This window comes from Ralstonia sp. 1B3, from assembly GCF_036631435.1.
Window position 1 is genome coordinate 1 of the sequence record NZ_JAPNUG010000036.1, and the last position, 19,459, is coordinate 19,459.

Genomic DNA, 19,459 nt, shown 5'->3' on the forward strand with positions numbered 1-19,459 from the left:
TATCACGGCACCACCATCGTCAGCGTGCGGCGCGGCAACCAGGTTGCGCTCGGCGGCGACGGGCAGGTCACGCTCGGCAACATCGTCATGAAGGGCTCGGCCCGCAAGGTGCGCGCCATCTACGACGGCAAGGTGCTGGTCGGCTTCGCCGGCGCCACCGCCGACGCCTTCTCCCTGCTCGACCGTTTTGAAGCCAAGCTGCAGAAGCATCAGGGCAACCTGCTGCGCTCCGCCGTCGATCTCGCCAAGGACTGGCGCACCGACCGCGCCCTGCGCCACCTTGAGGCGATGCTGATCGTCGCCGACCGCGAAGCCACGCTCATCATCACCGGCAACGGCGACGTGCTGGACCCCGAAGGCGGCATTGCTGCCATTGGCTCGGGCGGCTCGTATGCCCAATCGGCCGCCAAGGCCCTGATGGAGAACACCGACCTCGCCCCGCGCGATGTGGTGGAAAAATCGCTGCGGATCGCCGGCGAACTCTGCATCTATACCAACACCAATTTCGTGATCGAGACGCTCGAATAACGAACGCCCCCATCGACAGGATTCCCATGTCTGAAACCATGACGCCGTCGGAAATCGTCTCCGAACTCGACAAGCACATCATCGGCCAGCACAAGGCCAAGAAGGCTGTGGCCGTGGCGCTGCGCAACCGTTGGCGCCGCCAGCAGGTGGGAGACCCGCTGCGCCAGGAAATCACGCCCAAGAACATCCTGATGATCGGGCCGACCGGCGTGGGCAAGACCGAGATCGCGCGGCGCCTCGCCAAGCTCGCCGACGCACCGTTCATCAAGATCGAGGCGACGAAGTTCACGGAGGTCGGCTACGTCGGCCGCGACGTTGACACCATCGTGCGCGATCTCGCCGAGATGGCCGTCAAGCAGACGCGCGAATCCGAGATGAAGAAGGTGCGCGCCAAGGCCGAAGATGCGGCCGAGGATCGCATCCTTGACGTGCTGATCCCGCCGCCGCGCGACATCGGCTTTGCGCAGCCGGAAGAGAAGGATTCGACCGCGCGCCAGACCTTCCGCAAGAAGCTGCGCGAGGGCCAGCTCGACGACAAGGAAATCGAACTGGAAGTGTCGGCCGGCGTGCCCAGCATGGACATCATGGGGCCGCCCGGCATGGAAGACATGACCGAGCAGATCCGCTCGATGTTCGCGGGCCTGGGCCAGGGCAAGAAGAACCGTCGCAAGATGAAGGTGAAGGAAGCCTTCAAGCTGCTGATCGACGAAGAAGCCGCGAAGCTCGTGAACGAAGATGAGCTGAAGCAGAAGGCGGTTGCCAACGTCGAGCAGAACGGCATCGTGTTCCTGGACGAGATCGACAAGATCGCCAGCCGCAGCGAATACGGCGGCGGCGAGGTGTCGCGCCAGGGTGTGCAGCGTGACTTGCTGCCGCTGGTGGAAGGCACGACCGTCAACACGAAGTACGGGATGATCAAGACCGATCACATCCTGTTCATCGCGTCGGGCGCGTTCCATCTGTCCAAGCCGAGCGATCTGATTCCCGAACTGCAGGGCCGTTTCCCGATTCGCGTGGAGCTGGATTCGCTGTCGGTGGAAGATTTCCGCGCGATTCTCACGCAGACGGACGCGAGCCTGACCAAGCAATATCAGGCACTGCTGAAGACGGAAGGTGTCGACCTTGTGTTTGCGGAAGACGGTATCCGCCGCTTGGCGGAGATCGCCTGCTCGGTCAACGAGAAGGTCGAAAACATCGGCGCTCGCCGCTTGTACACGGTGATGGAGCGGCTGCTTGAAGACCTGTCGTTCCATGCGCACAAATCGTCAGGCGAGACCGTGACCATCGACGCCGCGTACGTCGACGAGCGCTTGAACGAGCTTTCGGGCAACGAAGATCTGTCGCGCTACGTGCTGTAAGCATGTAAGCAACGCATTCCATATGCATTTCGGGCCGCATCGGAGACGATGCGGCCCGTTTTGGAGGCCGCAAACCTAGGCGCAGCAAGGGTTTGCTCAGAATCACCCGGGGTCGGGTCCGTTATCTGCTGAAGAAGGTGGTGCCGCACAGACAATGCGCGCCGCGCACCTGGCGTGCGCGATTCCAATCACGACAAGGAGAGAAGCGTATGAAACCGATCCAACGCCTGGCCCTGTGTTGCGTGCTCGCCTGCGCCCCGTTGGGCATTGCCCACGCCCAACTCACTCCCGCGCCGACCGGCCCCGCCGGTGCCTCCGCACCGAACGATGCCAAGCGCGCCGCTTACGACAGTGCCGTCAAACAAGCCGATGCCAATTACAAGGCCGCCAAGGACAAGTGCGATGCGATGAAGGGCAATGACCGCGACGTCTGCCGCGCGCAGGCCAAGGGCGATTACAACGTCGCCAAAGCCAACGCGATGGTGGAGCGCGATGGCACTGAAGCCGCCCGCAACCGCGCCGCCAAGGAAAAGGCGGAGGCCGACTACGACGTCGCCAAGACGAAGTGCGATGCCATGAAGGGCAACGAAAAGGACACCTGTGTGAAGGACGCGAAGGCTGCCTACACGCGTGCCAAGGCCGGCGACGAAGTGAGCCATGCCAAGGCTACCGGCGATGCCAAGGACGTAAGCGAAGCGCGCCGCGATGCCGTCAAGGACACCAACGACGCCAATTACAAGGCCGCGAAGGAGCGCTGCGACGCCATGTCGGGCGATGCCAAGACGAAGTGCCAGAACGACGTGGCTGCCAAGTTCAAGAAGTAAGCCACCCTGAAAGGTCGACACGGGCGGCCTGCGGGTCGCCCATGTTTTGTTTCAATCTCTCACTCGCAACGGAGGACGTATGAACTGGGACCAGATCGAAGGTAAATGGGATCAAGCCAAGGGCAAGGTCAAGGAGAAGTGGGGCCAGCTCACCGACGATGACCTGACCGTGATCCGCGGCAAGCGCGACCAGCTTGCCGGCAAGATCCAGGAACGTTACGGCTACACGAAGGAGCGCGCCGAAGACGAACTCAAGGCGTGGGAGCGCGACACCCGCTGGTGATGCCGCGCTGATGTAGCCTCGCGGCCGGCGCTTATTTGGCGACCGGTCGCTTGCCCAGCTTGCGCTGCAGCGTGCGCCGGTGCATGTTCAGCGCCCGCGCCGTGGCGGAGATATTGCCGCCGTGTTCAGCCAGCACGCGTTGGATGTGCTCCCACTCCAGGCGCGCGACGGACAGCGGTGCTGGGTTTTCCATGGTCTGCTCGGCCACGGCTTCAGACACGCCCACCTGCAGCGCAAGCAGAATCGAATCGACATTGGCCGGCTTGGCCAGGTATTCGTCAGCCCCGAGCTTGACCGCCTGCACGGCCGTGGCAATGCTCGCGTAGCCCGTGAGGATCAGCATGCGCGCGTCGGGTAGCGCCTGGCGCAGCGGGGCAATCCAATGCAGGCCGGAATCCGTGCCGCCATGGGGCATCAGGCCCTTGTCGCTGGCGGCCAAATGCAGATCGACGGTGACATACGAGAACCGCGTCTGGCGCGCCAGGGCCAACGCCTCGCCGCCGGTGTGGGCGATCTGCAAAGCCGCGCCGCGTGAGCGCGCGCGCCAGTGTCTGCGCAAAGACATCGTCGTCGTCGAGGATCAGAAAGGGGGCGGGCTGCTGCATGGTGTTCTCCGGGGCCGTACGCGCACGGGGCTGCGTCAGGCCGTCTCGTTATGTGAAGAGGGTGGGCGCGCCCATGATGGGCGCGGCCGCGTGTTCCATCGGACCGCCGACCGGCAGTCGGAGTTCGGCAATGGCGCCTTGCGGCGGGTTCGGACGCAGCACCACGGTACCACCCAGGCGGCGCGCGGTGGTCGAGGCCAGGTACAGTCCGATGCCGTGACCGCCGTGGCGGCTGGGCACCGGTGTGCGGCCGAGCGACGTCCGCAGGTCTTCCGGCAGACCCAACCCCGTATCCACGATCGACAGCACGATCTGCGGCGGCATATCGCGGAGCACGTCCGGGTTGGCGTCGATCTTGGCGGTCAGCAGCAGCGGCACGAGGTCGCGCCCGGCGTGGTGCTGGCTGCGGGCGGCGTTGTCCAACAGGATGGTCAGGATCTGGCCGACGTTCACTGCATCCAACGCCACCGCTTGCGCGGCAGGCGACGTCTCCGTGTGAAGGCGGATGTCCGGATGCCGCAACTGCCATGTCTGCGTGAAATCCGGAAGCCATTGGCCAAGCGGTTCGGGCCCGCCGTCGCTGGGTTTGCGCTGCAGGCGCGCCAGGGCGGCGCGGCACAGTTCGAGCTGCTGTTCGATGGCGCGCAGGTCTTCGCGGTACGGGCCGAGCGGAGAATCGGGCTGCTTCGCGTCGTGCTGCAGCTCGCCGGTGATGACGGCCACCGTAGACAAGGGGTGCCCATCTCGTGCGCCACGCTCGCGCCTTGCGACATCAAGGCTTCGATGCGTTGCTCGCGCAGCAGTCGCTCGCGTGCTTCGGTCAGCTGCGCTTCGCTCTCGCGCAGTGCGGCGGACAGGCGCGCCGTAAAGCCGGCGATCATCGCGCTGCTGGCCACGAAGTCGATCCACATGCCGGCCAGGTGATACGCCACCGCATCGGCCTGGTTTGCCAGCTTCAGCGGGATGTAGTTGCCGAGCATCATGCTGTAGGCGGCCAGCGCGTAGAGCGTCAGGCCCACCACGTGTGCAATCGGCAGCATGGCCGCAGCAATCGCCAGCGCCGGCAGGTAGAACGAGACGAACGGGTTGGTCGCGCCGCCCGTGAAATACAGCAGGGCGGACAGCGCGGTCAGGTCCACCAGCAGTTGAACGGTGATCTCGATATGCTGCACGGGCCGGTTGCGCCGCACCCGCCATCCGGTGAGCAGGTTGAACAGCGCGTGCAGGCCCATCACGCTCAGCAGCGGCACCACCGGCAGCTGCACGCCAAACACCAGCGGCGCGAGCAGCATCAGGACCAGCTGGGTGGCCAGCAGGCTCCATCGCAGCCAGAAGAGGCGGCGTAGACTGGATGCGTCCAGCAGTGGCGCGGCAAGAGACAGGGTGGAAAGCATGGTGGACAAGTGTAAACGTGCGCACCGCGCGGTTCTCCGTGCGGCGATGCGTCAATCAGCCGCACAATTGTGCACCCAACCTATCTCCCCACAAACGCTGTGCTTTAATGCGCAGCACGTTTGTCCCGACAGGAGCCCTTGATGATGACGTCCCGATCGATCCGTTCTTCCGCTTGTCTGGCTGTGCTTGCTGCTGGCCTGCTTGCCAGCGCCGCCGCGTTCGCACAGGTCACGGTGCAGGACGCCTGGGTGCGCGGCACGGTGCCAGGCCAGACGTCCAGCGGCGCGTTCATGACGCTGCAATCGGCTGACGGCGCCAAGGTGTTGGGCGTGTCGACGCCCGTGGCCGGCACGGCCGAGATTCACGAGATGAAGATGGAAGGCAACGTCATGCGCATGCGCGCCGTCCAGTCGCTGGAACTGCCGAAGGGCCAGACGGTGCAGCCAAGCCGGGCGGCTACCACGTGATGCTCATGGACCTGAAGCAGCCGCTCGCCAAGGACGCCACCGTGCCGCTCACGCTGAAGGTGGAGCTGGCCGACAAGCGCGTCGTCGAGCAGAAGGTCGAGGCGCGTGTGCGCGATCTGACCGCCGGCAACATGCCCGCCATGAACCACGGCGGCGAACACAAACATTGATGGCTTGCGGCGAGTGTCGCTTCAAGCCAAGCAAGGAAGCATTCCCATGGCTAACAAGACACTGGGCACTCGCCAGAAACTGACGTTCCGCATCGAGCCTTCAACGAAGGCCGGTACTGCGCGCCCGCGCAACTTTCTCGTGCCGCTTGCGCGCGGCCGCAAGGCTGGCGCCCATACCGAAGGCGGTCATGCTGAGCGCCAGCGCGGCCGGGCCGACGTCCGCCGCGCGCTCCGCACGCTGGACGACGACAGCAAAGACTGATCAGTTGGCTTCAGACGCTGCCCGCGCCAGCGCAATCGCCTCGCGCAGACAACGCTGGCAGCGGCAGCCCTGCCCGGGGCGCCGCGCACTGGCAGGCAGCGTTTCTTCGGTCGTGCACCAGCACGTGGCGTCGGGCTGCGTGCCGTCGCCGATGGCGCCGCAGCGCAAGGCCACGCCGCAAATCGCGCAGACGGTGTTGGCAGCCGGCGCAGTCACGCGGGGTTGCTCCCGTCGTCGTCTTGCCCAAGCTTGTGCATCGCCTGGCGCAAAAACCCATCTGATGCGAGAACCGCGTACACGCATCGCAGGCAAACAGATGTACGCGCAAGCGTAGCCGCTCGCCTGTGGAGAGGTCGCGGTCCATCTTCGACACCAGCATGCGGTGGGCTTCTTTGCAGGTGGGCAGTCCCCAGCGGTTCGGCATGGTTGTTCTCTGTGATGCGGCTTAGGTGCGCCTGCAATTCAGGCGGCGGCGGGCTGATTGCCGAACCAGTGCAGGTCAAGGCACTCGCGCAGGCGCATGCGGGCACGGTAAAGCAGTGCCCAGGCATTGGTCGCGGTGATCTGCAATTCCTGACAGATTTCGTCGGTTTCCAGCTCCAGCCACTCGCGCATCATGAAGACGCGGCCAACACGTGGCGGTAGCCGATCAACGCACATCTGCAGCACGTCGAAGAACTCGCGCCGTGACAGCGCGGCATCGGGGTCGCCCCAGTCGGACGGCGGGCTGGTGTAGTGGCCGTCGGCGGCGAACAGGCTGTCGAAGACGGCCTCGTCGGAACGCATGCCGGCCTCGTCGGATTCACCGCCCGCAAGCAGCGAGACGCGCACTTCGCGGCGCCCCGAGCGGATCGCATCGATGATCTTGTGCTTGAGGATGCCGATCACGTAAGTCTTGAGCGAGGCGTTGCCGGCAAAGCGCTCCGGGTGCTCGAGCACGGCCAGGATGGTGTCGGCCACCGTGTCTTCTGCCAGGGCCGTGTCGCGCAATTGCAGTTGCGCAAACCGCAGCAGGTGAGGGCGCAGCGCGTCGAGTTGGTCGGGTGCGATGGCCATGTTTCCCCAGGGTGTTCTTTGTCCGCAACGGTTTGTCAGGCACGCAAGCTGCGGCCAAGACCGCGCGGGCTTTTCTTGTAAAATCGCGCCTGCCGAAAATGGGCTGCTGCATTTTGTGCGGCACGCGACATTCGGCGCTCCATCATACCCGCCTCAATCCGCCCAATCCCGGATGTCACCGTCATGACCGCTTCTGCTGCCCCCGACCCTGCTGGCCTCGCCCCCGAACTCGCACACATTGCGCCGGCGTTGAAGGCTGAAATTCTTGCGCAGGCCTTGCCTTACATCCGCAAGTTCCACGGCAAGACCATCGTCATCAAGTACGGTGGCAACGCCATGACGGAGGAGAAGCTGAAGCATGGCTTCGCGCGCGACGTGATCCTGCTCAAGCTGGTCGGCATGAACCCGGTGGTGGTGCACGGCGGCGGCCCGCAGATTGACGAAGCCCTGAAGAAGGTCGGCAAGCAAGGCACCTTCATCCAGGGCATGCGCGTGACCGACGAAGAGACCATGGAAGTGGTCGAGTGGGTGCTCGGCGGCGAAGTCCAGCAGGACATCGTCATGCTGATCAACCAATACGGCGGCCAGGCGGTCGGCCTGACCGGCAAGGACGGCGGCCTGATTCGCGCCAAGAAGCTGAAGATGCCGGACCGCGAGAAGCCGGGCGAATTCATCGACATCGGCTTCGTGGGCGACATCGAGACGATCAACCCGGCCGTGGTCAAGGCGCTGCAGGACGACGCGTTCATTCCGGTCATTTCGCCCATCGGTTTCTCTGACGAAGGCCAGGCCTACAACATCAATGCCGACGTCGTGGCCGGCAAGATGGCCGAGATCCTGAAGGCTGAGAAGCTGGTCATGATGACCAACATTCCGGGCGTGATGGACAAGCAGGGCAATCTGCTGACCGACCTGTCGGCGCGCGAGATTGACGAGCTGTTTGCCGACGGCACGATCTCGGGCGGCATGCTGCCGAAGATTTCGTCGGCGCTGGATGCTGCCAAGAGCGGCGTGAACTCCGTGCACATCGTCGATGGCCGCATCGAGCATTCGCTGCTGCTGGAAATCCTGACCGAACAGGCGTTCGGCACGATGATCCGCTCGCACTGATGCGAACCACCCGGGCGGTGCGGGTGCGCCATGCTGCGCGCGCCTTCCCGCGCGAGGTGCCGGCGGGCTCCGCGCCCGCCCGGCAGCCGGTCTGGCTGTTCGACCTCGACAACACCCTCCACCACGCCTCCCACGCGATCTTTCCGCAGATCAACCGGCTGATGACGGCGTACGTGGCGCGCGTGCTCGGCACGGATGACGCCACGGCCAGCCAGGTACGCGTGGACTATTGGCGCCGCTATGGCGCCACGATTCTCGGCATGGTCCGCCATCACGGCGTCGACCCCGATGATTTCCTGGCCGAGGCACACCGCTTTGAAGACCTGCGCGCCATGGTGCGCGCCGAACGCGGCCTCGCCCAACTGCTGCGCGCCCTGCCCGGTCGCAAGATCCTGCTGACCAACGCCCCGGTTGCCTACGCGCGCGAGGTGCTGCGGCTCATTGGCCTGAAACGCGCATTCCTGCGCGAAATTGCCGTCGAGCACATGTGGGTGCACCGGCGCCTGCGCCCGAAACCCGATCCGCTGATGCTGCGCCGCTTGCTCGCCCGCGAGCGTATTGCGCCATCGCGCGCCATCCTCGTCGAAGACACGCTTTCTCACCTCAAACGCTATCGGCGCCTGGGGATCGGCACGGTGTGGGTGACAGGCTACCTGCGGCGCGTGCCGCCTGGCGGGCAGCCGACGTCCACTGCCGACGCATTGCATCCAATGCAAGCGGCGGCCGTTGGCGCGCGTGCAAATTCACCACATCAACCGGCCGCCACACCGATTTTGTTCGCCAACCGGCCCGCCTATGTGAGCGTGAAAGTAAAATCGGTGCTTCAACTAAAACGAAGGCTTGTTCGACGCGGCTAGGCAGTGGTAACTCCGCGCTCAGAACGGGAGAGGGGCCAGGAAGTCATGAGCAACGCGCAAACGGAGTTTCCGACCGCCGAGCCGGTCGCGGACGTCGCCATAGAAGCACCGCCGGTACGCAAACGGCCCCGCCCAGGCGAGCGCCGCGTGCAGATTCTGCAGACGCTCGCCGGCATGCTCGAGCATCCGCGTGGAGAAAAGATCACAACGGCTGGGCTGGCTGCACGGCTGGATGTCCGAAGCGGCGCTGTACCGCCACTTCGCCAGCAAGGCGCAGATGTTCGAAGGGCTGATCGAATTCATCGAGCAGACCGTCTTCGGCCTCATCAATCAGATCACGCTGCGTGAAGAACACGGCTTGCGGCAGGCGCATGCCATCGCGCACATGCTGCTGTCGTTTGCCGACAAGAATCCGGGCATGACGCGTGTGCTGGTGGGCGATGCGCTGGTCGGCGAAGACGAGCGCCTGCCCGAGCGCATGGCGCAATGCCTGGATCGCATCGAGGCATCGCTCAAGCAGAGCCTGCGCATGGCGGTCACGCAGGGCGCCTGGCCGGCGGATACCGACATCGCGTCGCGTGCCAACCTGCTCGTCTGCGCGGTGCTGGGGCGCTGGCATCGGTATGCGAAGAGCGGTTTCCGGAAGTCTCCGGTGGAAGGTGCGGATGCGCAGTTGCGCGTGCTGTTGGCCTGAGCCGCATCATCTAAAGAAAGCCCCGCAATGCGGGGCTTTTTGTTGCGCGCGCCGTAGGTCAGCCAACGGTGCGTATCGCTTCCGCCAAGGTATGAAACCGCGCGGCAATCTGCTCCGTTTCCACGTGGCCATAGCCCAGTAGAAGCCCAGGCAGGCGGCGCGCATCGTCCTGGTAATACCGTGAGAGCGGCCGCGTGACGACGTCGTTGGCGAGCGCCAAATCGGCAACGGCCACATCGTCGGTGCCGGCCGGCAAGCCCAGCACGAGATGCAGGCCGGACGCGCCATCGTGCACGGGCAGCGCGTCGCCAAACTCGCGGTTGATGGAAGCCAGCAGCGTTTCACGCCGTTCCGCATAGACGCCGCGCATGCGCCGGATGTGCGAGACGAAATGGCCCTCTGCAATGAAGTCTGCCAGCACGGCCTGCGTGAGGATCTGGCCGCCGCGGAACATCTCCGACAGGCCCGTCGTAAATGCATCGGCCAGCGCGGGCGGCACGACCAGATAGCCGATCCGCAAGCTCGGGAACAGCACCTTCGAGAACGTGCCCATGTAGAGGACGCGCCCGCCTTCATCCAGCCCTTGCAATGACGGCAGCGGGCGGCTGCCGTAGCGAATTCGCTGTCGTAGTCGTCTTCGACGATCCACGCATCGGTGGCGTGTGCGGTGGCCAGCAGCGCGCGGCGTCGCGCCAGGCTCATCACCGAGCCGAGCGGGTATTGGTGCGAGGGCGAAACCACCATGAGCTTGGGCGGCTTGCTGCGCTGGCGCCCGCGCGTGGGGATGTCGAAGCGCATGCCTTCGTCGTCCACCGGCAACGGCACCGTGCGTACGCCCGCAGCGGTGAGTACGCTGCGCACGCCCCAGTAACCCGGGTCTTCGGTCCATGCGCTGTCGCCGGCGTCGCACAGCAGTTGCGCGATCAGCTGGAGCGACGGATGGATGCCCGCGGTGATGATGATCTGCTCGGGCTCGCAGCGCACGCCACGCGCGGTGCGCAGGTAGTCGGCCAGCGCGGTGCGCAGCGGCAAGTAACCCGCGCCTACGGGATACGTCAGCAATGCGGGCGACGGCTTGCGTAGCAGCCGGTTGTGCAGGCGCGACCAGATGCGCGCCGGAAACATCCGCACTTCAGGCACGCCCGGCATGAAGGCGCCCCATTGGCGCGAGCTGGCGCCTGCATCGCGCACCAGCGCACGGCCGCGCGTCGAAAGCATCGGCGCAGACGGTGCGGCTGCCTCGGCGATCGGCGCGGCGGCCACTGCGGCAACGGCTGCGGCCGGTGCAGGCGCGGCGTCCAGCCGGTCCGGCGCGGTATCGGCGACGAAGGTGCCGCTGCCCACGCCCGCCGAGACATAGCCTTCCACACCGAGTTGCTCGTAGACGTGGATGACCGTGTTGCGCGCGATGCCCAGCTCGGTCGCCAGTTGCCGCGACGACGGCAGGCGGGTGCCCGGCTGCAGTTCGTCGCGCAGGATGCCCTCTTGCAGCACGCGATACAGACGGCGGTGGTCGGGCTCGCCGCCCGGCCCGGCACGGTCGAAGCGGCGCTGCAGGTAGTCGACCAGCATGCTGGCGCGGTGCGTAGGTGAGTGGTCGGCCATGGCGGGTGATGGAGCCAAAGTGGCTCCAAAGAAAAACCTGATTGGGTCTTATTGTACAGAGCCAATGGCGCCACACTGGCCCGCATCCGATCTTGACCCAACGCACACGACCGCCATGAACGCCCGAGACCCGCAACAGAACGCCCAATGGAATGCCCGCCGCCTCGCCGCTACGCCGCGCGGTGTCGGTGTGATGACCGACCGCTACGCCGAGCGTGCCGAGAACGCGCTGTTCTGGGACGTCGAAGGCCGCCGCTACATCGACTTCGCGGCCGGCATTGCCGTGGTCAACACGGGCCACCGCCACCCGCGGCTGGTGCAGGCTGTGCGCGAGCAGCTGGATCACTTCACGCATACCGCTTTCCAGATCGTGCCGTACGGCTCGTACGTCGAATTGGCCGAGCGCCTGAACACGATCACGCCCGGCACGCACGCCGAAGACCGCGTTCTTCACCACCGGCGCCGAGGCTGTCGAAAACGCCATCAAGATCGCACGGGCGCACACGGGCCGCCCGGGTGTGATCGCGCTCACAGGCGCGTTCCACGGCCGTACGTTCATGGGCATGTCGCTGACGGGCAAAGTCGTGCCGTACAAGACAGGCTTCGGACCGTTCCCGGGCAGCATCTACCACGTGCCGGCGCCGGTCGCGCTGCATGGTGTGAGCACGCAGGATGCGCTGGATGCCATCCAGCGTCTGTTCAAGGCGGATATCGATCCGCGCCAGGTAGCGGCCATCATTTTCGAGCCGGTGCAGGGCGAGGGCGGCTTCTACCAGATGCCCGCCGACTTTGTGCGCGCCATCCGCGCACTGTGCGACGAGCACGGCATCGTGATGATCGCCGACGAAGTGCAGACCGGCTTTGCCCGCACCGGCAAGCTGTTTGCCATGGAGCACACCGGCGTGCTGCCGGACATCACGACGATGGCCAAGGGCCTGGCCGGCGGCCTGCCGCTGTCCGCTGTCACGGGCCGTGCTGAGATCATGGACGCACCGGCTCCGGGCGGGCTCGGCGGCACCTACGCCGGCAATCCGCTGGCGGTGGCATCCGCACATGCCGTGCTCGACATCATTGCCGACGAGAAACTCTGCGAGCGCTCCGCCGCGCTGGGCGCACGTCTGGTCGATGCACTGAACGCTGCCAAGGCCAAGCAGCCACGCATTGCAGAAGTGCGCGGCGTGGGCGCGATGGTTGCTGTCGAATTCAACACGCCGGACGGCAAGCCCGACGCCGATTTCACCAAGCTCGTGCAGCAACGGGCGCTCGAAGCCGGCCTGCTCCTGCTGTCGTGCGGCGTGTACGGCAACGTGATCCGCTTCCTGTTCCCGCTCACGATTGAAGACGCGGTATTCGAAGAGGGCCTTGCCATCCTGCAACGCGCACTGGAGGGCTGACACCATGACCCGCACCGATTTGCCGAGCGCGCCGGTTACGCCGCCGATCGCACTGAAAGACCCCGGCCTGTGGCGCACGCAGGCGTTCCTCGCCGGCACCTGGGCCGATGCCGATGACGGCGCCACGCGCGACGTGACCGATCCGGCCACCGGCCGCAAGATCGGCACCGTGCCCGGCATGGGCGCCACCGAAACGCGCCGCGCCATCGATGCCGCCCAGGTTGCACAACGCGCCTGGCGCAAGGTGAGCGCACGCGATCGCGCCAGGATCCTGCGCAAGCTGGCCGATCTGATGATGGAGCACCAGCAAGACCTTGCTGCCATCCTCACGGCCGAACAAGGCAAGCCGCTGCCCGAAGCCGCCGGCGAAATTGCCTACGCCGCGTCGTTCATCGAATGGTTTGCGGAAGAGGCACGCCGCATTTACGGCGACACCATTCCGTCGCCGCAGGGCGATCGCCGCATCGTCGTGCAGAAGGAGCCGATCGGCGTGAGCGCGGCCATCACGCCGTGGAATTTCCCCATCGCGATGATGACGCGCAAGGTCGGTCCGGCGCTGGCGGCGGGCTGCTCGATGGTGGTCAAGCCGGCGCTGGAAACGCCCTACTCTGCGCTCGCATTTGCCGAGCTGGCGGCGCGCGCCGGCGTGCCGGCAGGCTTGCTGTCGATCGTCACGGGCGATTCGCAAGCGATTGGCGGTGAACTGACGTCCAACCCTGTCGTGCGCAAGCTCAGCTTCACGGGCTCGACGGCCGTGGGTCGTTTGCTGATGCGCCAGTGCGCGGCCGACATCAAGAAGCTCTCGCTGGAGTTGGGCGGCAACGCGCCGTTCATCGTGTTCGACGATGCCGACGTGGATGCGGCCGTGGAAGGCGCGATGATCGCCAAGTACCGCAACGCAGGCCAGACCTGCGTGTGCGCGAACCGCTTCTACGTGCAGCGCGGCATCTACGACACGTTCGCTGCCAAGCTGGCTGACGCGGTGCGCGCGCTGCGCGTGGGCAACGGCACGGAGCCCGGCGTGCAGCAGGGCCCGCTGATCCACATGCGCGCGATGGAGAAGGTGCAACAGCATCTGGACGACGCCGTACGCCAAGGCGCCCGCGTGCTGGTCGGTGGCAAGCCGCACGCGTTGTCCGCACAGGGCGGCGCGTTTTGAGCCGACCGTCGTCGTGGACGCCAAGGCCGACATGCTGGTCGCGCATGAAGAAACGTTTGGCCCGCTGGCTGCGCTCATTCCTTTCGACACGGAAGACGAAGCCGTGGCGGCCGCAAACGACACCGAGTTCGGTCTTGCTGCGTATTTCTACACGCGCGATCTGGGCCGTGCCTGGCGTGTTTCGGATGCGTTGGAATCGGGCATGGTCGGCGTCAATACGGGGCTGATCTCGACGGCGGAGGCGCCGTTTGGCGGCGTCAAGCAATCGGGGCTGGGCCGCGAAGGCTCGAAATACGGCATCGACGAGTACCTGGAGATCAAGTACATCAACATGGCCGGCCTTTGAGCCTGCGGATGGTCGGGATCGGACGCATCACGCTGCGGTGATGCGTCCGCCGCCGCTTGCTCTATAATCACCCTTCTCTGGCGCGCCGATTTGACGACTGGCTTGCGGGCGCGCGGGAGTCCAGACATACACGCATGTGGCTCTGGGCTCTCATTACAAATGCGGCTAAAGAGGTTCGGTCAGAGCGGGGGTGGTGAAAGCAAGCGCCCCACGTGCGCCACATGAGAACCCGATTGGTTGCGTGAACAGCGTTGCCGGTCGGGTTTTTCTTTGGTGCCATGACAGACATCCAGGCTGACCCCGCGGTCACCGCAGCCGATGCGGCGCAGGCCGATCCCTCCACTCCGAAGGCACATCAGGGCAAACCGGCCAACGCCATCGGCCTGGTCGTGCCCGAGCGCATGCACTTTGCCGAGCCGCTGCAACTGCGCAACGGCTCGCAGATCAGCGGCTACGACCTGATGGTCGAAACCTACGGCACGCTCAATGCCGACCGTTCCAACGCCGTGCTGGTCTGCCACGCGCTCAACGCCTCGCACCACGTGGCCGGCGTGCACGCCGAGGGCGAAGTCGGCTGGTGGGACAACATGGTCGGCCCCGGCAAGCCGGTCGACACCAACCGCTTCTTCGTCATCGGGGTGAACAACCTCGGTTCGTGTTTCGGCTCGACCGGCCCCATGAGCCCGCATCCGGAAACCGGCCTGCCTTATGGCGCGCGCTTTCCGTGGTGACGGTGGAAGACTGGGTAAACGCCCAGGCGCGCGTGGCGGATCGTTTCGGCATCCAGCAATTTGCGGCGGTGATGGGCGGCAGCCTTGGCGGCATGCAGGCGCTGGCCTGGAGCCTGATGTATCCCGATCGGCTGCGGCACTGCGTGGTGGTGGCCTCTACGCCCAAGCTGTCGGCGCAGAACATCGCCTTCAACGAAGTGGCGCGCAGCGCGATTCTGTCCGACCCCGATTTCCACGGCGGCGATTACTACGCGCACAACGTCAAGCCCAAGCGCGGCCTGCGCGTGGCGCGGATGATCGGTCACATCACCTATCTGTCGGACGAAGACATGGCCGCAAAATTCGGCCGCGAGCTGAAGGCGGAAGACATCCGTTTCTCGTTCGATGTCGAGTTCCAGGTCGAGAGCTACCTGCGCTACCAGGGCGACAAGTTTGCCGAGTATTTCGATGCGAACACGTATCTGCTCATCACGCGTGCGCTCGATTACTTCGACCCCGCACTAGCCTACGGCGGCAGCCTGACCAAGGCCGTCGCGCATACCAAAGCGAGTTACCTCGTCGTCAGCTTCATGACCGACTGGCGATTCGCGCCGGCGCGCAGCCGGGAGCTGGTCAAGGCGCTGCTCGACAACAAGCATCCCGTCACCTACGGCGAGATCGACGCACCCCACGGCCACGACGCTTTCCTGCTGGAAGACGCGCGCTACCACGCGCTGGTGCGCGCCTATTACGAACGCATCGCCCAGGAGATCGGCGCATGACAACGCAAACGCTGAACCCCGCTGCGCCGTCCGCGGTACCGAACATCCTGGCCGATCGCGCGGACTTCCGTGCCATCGCCCGCTGGATCGAGCCGCGCTCCACCGTGCTCGACCTCGGCTGCGGCGACGGCAGCCTGCTGCGCGTGTTGCAGGATGAGCTTGACGTGCTGGCCTACGGCATCGAAATCGACGATGCGGGTGTACTGGCGTCCACGAAAAAGGGCGTGCACGTGATCCAGCAGAACATGGAGGGCGGGCTGGCGCTGTTCGAGGACAAGAGTTTCGATACGGTCATCCTTTCGCAGACGCTGCAGACCATCCACAACACGGCGCAGGTGCTGCGCGAGATGCTGCGCGTGGGCCGCGAGTGCATCGTGTCGTTCCCCAACTTCGGTTACTGGCCGCATCGGCTGTCGATCTTCCGGGGGCGGATGCCGGTGTCCAAGTCGCTGCCCTACGAGTGGTACAACACGCCCAACGTGCGCGTGCTGACCATCCGCGACTTTGAAGCGCTGGCGCCCAAGGTGGGGCTGGTGATCCTCGATCGCGTTGTACTGCACGAAGGCAGCGTGGTGCGCTGGGGCGCCAACTGGCGCGGCAGCGTGGCGGTGTACCGGGTGCGCGCGGGCTGATTGCCCCGGGCATCGACCGTTTAGCGGTGTGCTGATTTGCGCGCACCGACGCGGACCACAGCGGCGCGCTACACTCGATCATCTTCCGATGAGGAGCGTGCGATGAGCAGAGATCCGGCGCAGAAGTTGGCGCATCCTGCAGGCGGCGTTGGTGGTTGCGATCGGGATGGCGGCGCCTTTGCACTGGCCGCACCCTCTCCGCAGGATGTGCGGGGCGACGCCGACGCCCTCACCCAGATTGCCATCGCGCACTACGAAAAGAACGATTTCGGCCACGCCTTCGACGAATTTGCCGAGGCCGCGCAGCGCGGCAACCGGCTCGCACAATTCAACTACGCGATGATGCTGATGCGCGGCGAAGGCACCGTCGCGCGGCCCGACGAAGCGGTCAAATGGCTGCGTCGTGCCGCCGATAACCAGATGACCCACGCGCAGTTTGCCTACGGGGAATTGTTCGAACGCGGCGAGCTGGTTCCGCGCTCCCTGGAAGAAGCCAACAAGTGGTACGAACGTGCCGCCGTCGGCGGGCATGTCGAGGCGCAGCGCGCGCTCGCCACCGACTACTTCACCGGACGCGGTGTGCCGCGCGACTACGGGCGTGCGTTCACTTGGTACAAGAAGGCGGCCGAGGGCGGCGACGCGCCATCGCAGTACATCGTCGGCAGCTATTACGAGCGCGGTGAGCCCGGCGTGGTGGCGCAGGATATCGAGCAGGCCAAGAAGTGGTACGGCAGGGCGGCTGCCCAAGGCGACGTCGGCGCACTGGGCAAGCTGCGGGCACTGGTGGAGCAAACGTATCGCGCCAAGCATGGCGATCCGCCCACAGCGGCACGTCAGTCCATGTAGGACACGCAAGAAAAACCGCCGGGCATGGCAGCATGCACCGGCGGTTCTTGTTTTGGAGCGCGTTCAACCGATCGTCAACAGCACCGGCCGACGCGGCCGGCGTAGCGCGCGTCCTGGCGTTCGCGGAAGAAGTCTTCGTACGTCATGACGGCCTGGTCGGGGTGCGTCTCCTGCATGTGCCGCACGTAGGTGTCGTAGTCCGGCACGCCGACCATCAGACGCAGCGTCTGGCCCAGGTAGCGGCCGAAGTTTTCGAGTTCTTCGCGCATGCCCGTGCTCATGCGCCCAGCGCTTCGTACGGCGTTTCGTTGGCGGTCGGGCGGCTCGCGGCGCGTGCCTTGAGCACCGTGCGCAGGCCATACCACGCGATGCTGACCACCACGAGAATGAACAGGCCGCACAGGAACGCGTCGATGCGGTCGTTCAGCACCACCTGCTGCATCTGCGCCATCGACTTGGCCGGGGCCAGCAGCTTGCCTTCGGCGATCGCGCCGGCGTACTTGTTGGCATGCGCCAGGAAGCCGATCTTCGGGTCCGGATCGAACAGCTTCTGCCAGCCGGCGGTGAGCGTGCAGATCAGCAGCCAGGCGGTCGGCAGCAGCGTCACCCACACGTAGCGGTCGCGCTTCATCTTGACCAGCACGCAGGTGCCCAGCGTCAGCGCAATCGCGGCGAGCATCTGGTTGGAGATGCCAAGAGCGGCCACAGCGTATTGATGCCGCCCAGCGGATCGACCACGCCCTGGTACAGGAAGTAGCCCCACAGCGCGACGGTCGCGGCCGTGGCGATGAGGTTGGCGACGAGCGAATCCGTGCGCTTGAGTGCCGGCACAAACGTGCCCAGCAGATCCTGCAGCATGAAGCGCCCGGCGCGCGTGCCTGCATCGACGGCCGTGAGGATGAACAGCGCCTCGAACAGGATCGCAAAGTGGTACCAGAAGGCCATCATGGCCTGGCCGCCCACCACTTGGTGGAGGATGTGCGCCATGCCGACGGCGAGCGTCGGGGCGCCGCCTGCACGGGCAAGGATGGTGTTCTCGCCGACGTCCTTGGCCGTCTGGATCAGCACGTCAGGGGTGATGACGAAGCCCCAGGTGGACAGCGTGTGCGCCACCGTATCCGGCGTCGCGCCCACGAGTGCTGCCGGGCTGTTCATCGCGAAGTACACGCCCGGATCGATGACCGAAGCGGCCACCAGCGCCATGATGGCGACGAACGATTCCATCAGCATCGCGCCGTAGCCGATGAAGCGGGCCTGCGTTTCGTTCTCCAGCAACTTGGGCGTGGTGCCCGACGAGATGAGCGAGTGGAAGCCCGATACCGCGCCGCACGCAATGGTGATGAACAGGAACGGGAACAGGTTGCCCGACCACACCGGGCCGCCGCCGCCGGCAAACTGCGTCAGCGAAGGCATCTGCATCTTGGGCGCGACGATCAGGATGCCGATCGCCAGGGCGAGGATCGTGCCGATCTTCAGGAACGTCGACAGGTAATCACGCGGGGCCAGCAGCAGCCACACCGGCAGCACCGAGGCGACAAAGCCGTAGCCGATCAGCATCCACGTGAGGGCCTTGCCGTCGAACGTGAACAGCGGCGCGAGGGCAGCATTTTCGTGCACCGCCTGGCCACCGATGATGGCCAGCATCAGCAGCACGAAGCCGATGATGGAGATCTCGCCGATACGGCCCGGGCGGATGTAGCGTACGTACACGCCCATGAACAGCGCGATGGGAATCGTCGCGGCCACCGTGAAGGTGCCCCACGGCGAGCCGACCAGCGCCTTCACCACGATCAGCGCCAGCACGGCCAGGATGATGATCATGATGAGGAACGCGCCAAACAGCGCGATCACGCCAGGCACCGTGCCCATCTCGCTCTTCACGAGGTCGCCCAGCGAGCGCCCGTCGCGGCGGCTGGAGATGAACAGCACGATGAAATCCTGCACCGCACCGGCAAACACGACGCCGGCCAGGATCCAGAGCATGCCCGGCAGGTAGCCCATCTGCGCGGCCAGCACGGGGCCCACCAGCGGGCCAGCGCCGGCAATGGCCGCAAAGTGGTGGCCGAACAGCACATGCTTGTTGGTGGGAACGTAGTCGAGCCCGTCGTTGTAACGCCAGGCGGGCGTTTTGCGGGTGCCGTCCAGACCGAGCACCTTGTCGGCGATGAAACGGCTGTAGTAGCGATACGCGATCAGGTAGATGCATACGGCGGCCACCACCACCCACAGCGCGCTGACGGCCTCGCCGCGCGCAAGCGCAACGGTGGCAAACGCAGACGCGCCAAGAATGGCGATGACCAGCCAGATCAGGTGTTGCCTGACGAAGCTCATGTCGGTCTCCTCGAACCTTGGTCGAAGTAATCTGTTGAATGCGGG

General features: G+C 65.4%; 14 protein-coding genes and 10 pseudogenes. 15 read left to right on the forward strand and 9 right to left on the reverse strand.

Translation table 11 applies throughout. The features are described 5' to 3' along the window. The 4 genes from hslV to OWR21_RS10700 form a co-directional block, all read left to right on the forward strand. Positions 1-528 (forward strand): ATP-dependent protease subunit HslV (hslV, locus tag OWR21_RS10685; protein ID WP_332395208.1); only part of this gene is annotated, 528 nt, incomplete at its 5' end. Positions 529-554: 26 nt separating this feature from the next. After that, the gene (gene hslU / locus OWR21_RS10690) at positions 555-1,886 is read left to right on the forward strand and encodes an ATP-dependent protease ATPase subunit HslU (protein WP_316900596.1); all 1,332 of its coding nucleotides are present in this window, start codon (positions 555-557) and stop codon (positions 1,884-1,886) included. A 209-nt stretch (positions 1,887-2,095) separates the two neighbouring features. After that, complete coding sequence (locus OWR21_RS10695) at positions 2,096-2,710, forward strand: hypothetical protein (RefSeq protein WP_147215056.1); 615 nt, start codon at positions 2,096-2,098, stop codon at positions 2,708-2,710. Positions 2,711-2,789: 79 nt separating this feature from the next. Continuing rightward, positions 2,790-2,993: a CsbD family protein gene (locus OWR21_RS10700; protein ID WP_024977038.1), complete on the forward strand. Its 204-nt coding sequence runs from the start codon at positions 2,790-2,792 to the stop codon at positions 2,991-2,993. 31 nt (positions 2,994-3,024) lie between these two features. On the opposite strand, the pseudogene OWR21_RS10705 reads toward OWR21_RS10700, so the two are convergent. Continuing rightward, positions 3,025-3,598, reverse strand: a pseudogene (locus OWR21_RS10705) (response regulator transcription factor). Positions 3,599-3,646: 48 nt separating this feature from the next. Continuing rightward, positions 3,647-4,992: pseudogene (locus OWR21_RS10710) on the reverse strand (ATP-binding protein). 144 nt (positions 4,993-5,136) lie between these two features. Between OWR21_RS10710 and OWR21_RS10715 the strand changes: the two are divergent. Both OWR21_RS10715 and OWR21_RS10720 read left to right on the forward strand, forming a co-directional pair. Then, a pseudogene (locus OWR21_RS10715) lies at positions 5,137-5,630 on the forward strand (copper chaperone PCu(A)C). A gap of 46 nt (positions 5,631-5,676) precedes the next feature. Next, positions 5,677-5,892 carry a hypothetical protein gene (locus tag OWR21_RS10720; RefSeq protein WP_332395209.1) on the forward strand — a complete coding sequence of 72 codons (216 nt, stop codon included), beginning with the start codon at positions 5,677-5,679 and terminating at the stop codon, positions 5,890-5,892. Here the strand turns inward: OWR21_RS10720 and OWR21_RS10725 are convergent, their stop codons facing one another. From OWR21_RS10725 to OWR21_RS10735, 3 genes and pseudogenes are all read right to left on the reverse strand, one after another. Next, complete coding sequence (locus tag OWR21_RS10725) at positions 5,893-6,108, reverse strand: hypothetical protein (protein ID WP_332395210.1); 216 nt, start codon at positions 6,106-6,108, stop codon at positions 5,893-5,895. Next, positions 6,105-6,316, reverse strand: a pseudogene (locus tag OWR21_RS10730) (zf-HC2 domain-containing protein). The gene OWR21_RS10725 and the pseudogene OWR21_RS10730 overlap by 4 nt, the downstream one beginning before the upstream one ends. 38 nt (positions 6,317-6,354) lie before the next feature. Further along, on the reverse strand, positions 6,355-6,948 hold the full coding sequence (locus OWR21_RS10735) for a sigma-70 family RNA polymerase sigma factor (protein ID WP_004628241.1): 594 nt from the start codon (positions 6,946-6,948) through the stop codon (positions 6,355-6,357). Positions 6,949-7,131: 183 nt separating this feature from the next. Between OWR21_RS10735 and argB the strand changes: the two genes are divergently transcribed. Together argB and OWR21_RS10745 are read left to right on the forward strand one after the other, a co-directional pair. Then, positions 7,132-8,058, forward strand: coding sequence for an acetylglutamate kinase (gene argB / locus OWR21_RS10740; protein WP_316900592.1), 927 nt, complete (start codon positions 7,132-7,134; stop codon positions 8,056-8,058). Next, the gene (locus OWR21_RS10745; protein ID WP_332395211.1) at positions 8,058-8,915 is read left to right on the forward strand and encodes an HAD-IA family hydrolase; all 858 of its coding nucleotides are present in this window, start codon (positions 8,058-8,060) and stop codon (positions 8,913-8,915) included. The genes argB and OWR21_RS10745 overlap by 1 nt, the downstream gene beginning before the upstream one ends. A gap of 18 nt (positions 8,916-8,933) precedes the next feature. Here the strand turns inward: OWR21_RS10745 and OWR21_RS10750 are convergent, their stop codons facing one another. Then, on the reverse strand, positions 8,934-9,101 hold the full coding sequence (locus OWR21_RS10750) for a hypothetical protein (protein ID WP_332395227.1): 168 nt from the start codon (positions 9,099-9,101) through the stop codon (positions 8,934-8,936). Between OWR21_RS10750 and slmA the strand changes: the two are divergent. Continuing rightward, positions 9,063-9,609: pseudogene (gene slmA / locus OWR21_RS10755) on the forward strand (nucleoid occlusion factor SlmA). The gene OWR21_RS10750 and the pseudogene slmA sit on opposite strands and share 39 nt — an antisense overlap. Positions 9,610-9,667: 58 nt before the next feature. On the opposite strand, the pseudogene pdxR reads toward slmA, so the two are convergent. After that, positions 9,668-11,181, reverse strand: a pseudogene (pdxR, locus tag OWR21_RS10760) (MocR-like pyridoxine biosynthesis transcription factor PdxR). Between the two features lie 148 nt (positions 11,182-11,329). Here pdxR and gabT point away from each other — a divergent pair. The 6 genes and pseudogenes from gabT to OWR21_RS10790 all read left to right on the forward strand — a co-directional run bounded on the left by gabT (position 11,330) and on the right by OWR21_RS10790 (position 17,083). Then, positions 11,330-12,608 (forward strand): annotated as a pseudogene (gabT, locus tag OWR21_RS10765) (4-aminobutyrate--2-oxoglutarate transaminase). 4 nt (positions 12,609-12,612) lie between these two features. Further along, positions 12,613-14,113 (forward strand): annotated as a pseudogene (locus tag OWR21_RS10770) (NAD-dependent succinate-semialdehyde dehydrogenase). Between the two features lie 278 nt (positions 14,114-14,391). After that, positions 14,392-14,844: a hypothetical protein gene (locus OWR21_RS10775; RefSeq protein ID WP_332395212.1), complete on the forward strand. Its 453-nt coding sequence runs from the start codon at positions 14,392-14,394 to the stop codon at positions 14,842-14,844. Further along, entirely contained in the window at positions 14,769-15,605 is an 837-nt protein-coding gene (gene metX / locus OWR21_RS10780) for a homoserine O-acetyltransferase MetX (protein WP_332395213.1), read from the forward strand. The genes OWR21_RS10775 and metX overlap by 76 nt, the downstream gene beginning before the upstream one ends. Next, a complete protein-coding gene (gene metW, locus OWR21_RS10785) occupies positions 15,602-16,237 on the forward strand; it encodes a methionine biosynthesis protein MetW (protein WP_147213461.1) in 636 nt (211 codons plus the stop codon). The genes metX and metW overlap by 4 nt, the downstream gene beginning before the upstream one ends. 166 nt (positions 16,238-16,403) lie before the next feature. Further along, a pseudogene (locus OWR21_RS10790) lies at positions 16,404-17,083 on the forward strand (tetratricopeptide repeat protein). Positions 17,084-17,157: 74 nt separating this feature from the next. On the opposite strand, the gene OWR21_RS10795 reads toward OWR21_RS10790, so the two are convergent. Continuing rightward, on the reverse strand, positions 17,158-17,352 hold the full coding sequence (locus tag OWR21_RS10795) for a YbdD/YjiX family protein (RefSeq protein ID WP_027678649.1): 195 nt from the start codon (positions 17,350-17,352) through the stop codon (positions 17,158-17,160). Positions 17,353-17,360: 8 nt separating this feature from the next. Continuing rightward, a pseudogene (locus OWR21_RS10800) lies at positions 17,361-19,414 on the reverse strand (carbon starvation CstA family protein). Positions 19,415-19,459: the final 45 nt, after the last annotated feature.

What these genes read in the sequence shown, in the direction of transcription:
- OWR21_RS10735 (WP_004628241.1), bottom strand. Translation starts at nt 6,948, where the DNA reads ATGGCCATCGCACCCGACCAACTCGACGCGCTGCGCCCTCACCTGCTG.
- OWR21_RS10695 (WP_147215056.1), top strand. Translation starts at nt 2,096, where the DNA reads ATGAAACCGATCCAACGCCTGGCCCTGTGTTGCGTGCTCGCCTGCGCC.
- OWR21_RS10750 (WP_332395227.1), bottom strand. Translation starts at nt 9,101, where the DNA reads ATGCTCGAGCATGCCGGCGAGCGTCTGCAGAATCTGCACGCGGCGCTC.
- argB (WP_316900592.1), top strand. Translation starts at nt 7,132, where the DNA reads ATGACCGCTTCTGCTGCCCCCGACCCTGCTGGCCTCGCCCCCGAACTC.
- OWR21_RS10775 (WP_332395212.1), top strand. Translation starts at nt 14,392, where the DNA reads ATGACAGACATCCAGGCTGACCCCGCGGTCACCGCAGCCGATGCGGCG.
- metW (WP_147213461.1), top strand. Translation starts at nt 15,602, where the DNA reads ATGACAACGCAAACGCTGAACCCCGCTGCGCCGTCCGCGGTACCGAAC.
- OWR21_RS10720 (WP_332395209.1), top strand. Translation starts at nt 5,677, where the DNA reads ATGGCTAACAAGACACTGGGCACTCGCCAGAAACTGACGTTCCGCATC.
- OWR21_RS10700 (WP_024977038.1), top strand. Translation starts at nt 2,790, where the DNA reads ATGAACTGGGACCAGATCGAAGGTAAATGGGATCAAGCCAAGGGCAAG.
- OWR21_RS10795 (WP_027678649.1), bottom strand. Translation starts at nt 17,352, where the DNA reads ATGCGCGAAGAACTCGAAAACTTCGGCCGCTACCTGGGCCAGACGCTG.
- hslU (WP_316900596.1), top strand. Translation starts at nt 555, where the DNA reads ATGTCTGAAACCATGACGCCGTCGGAAATCGTCTCCGAACTCGACAAG.
- OWR21_RS10745 (WP_332395211.1), top strand. Translation starts at nt 8,058, where the DNA reads ATGCGAACCACCCGGGCGGTGCGGGTGCGCCATGCTGCGCGCGCCTTC.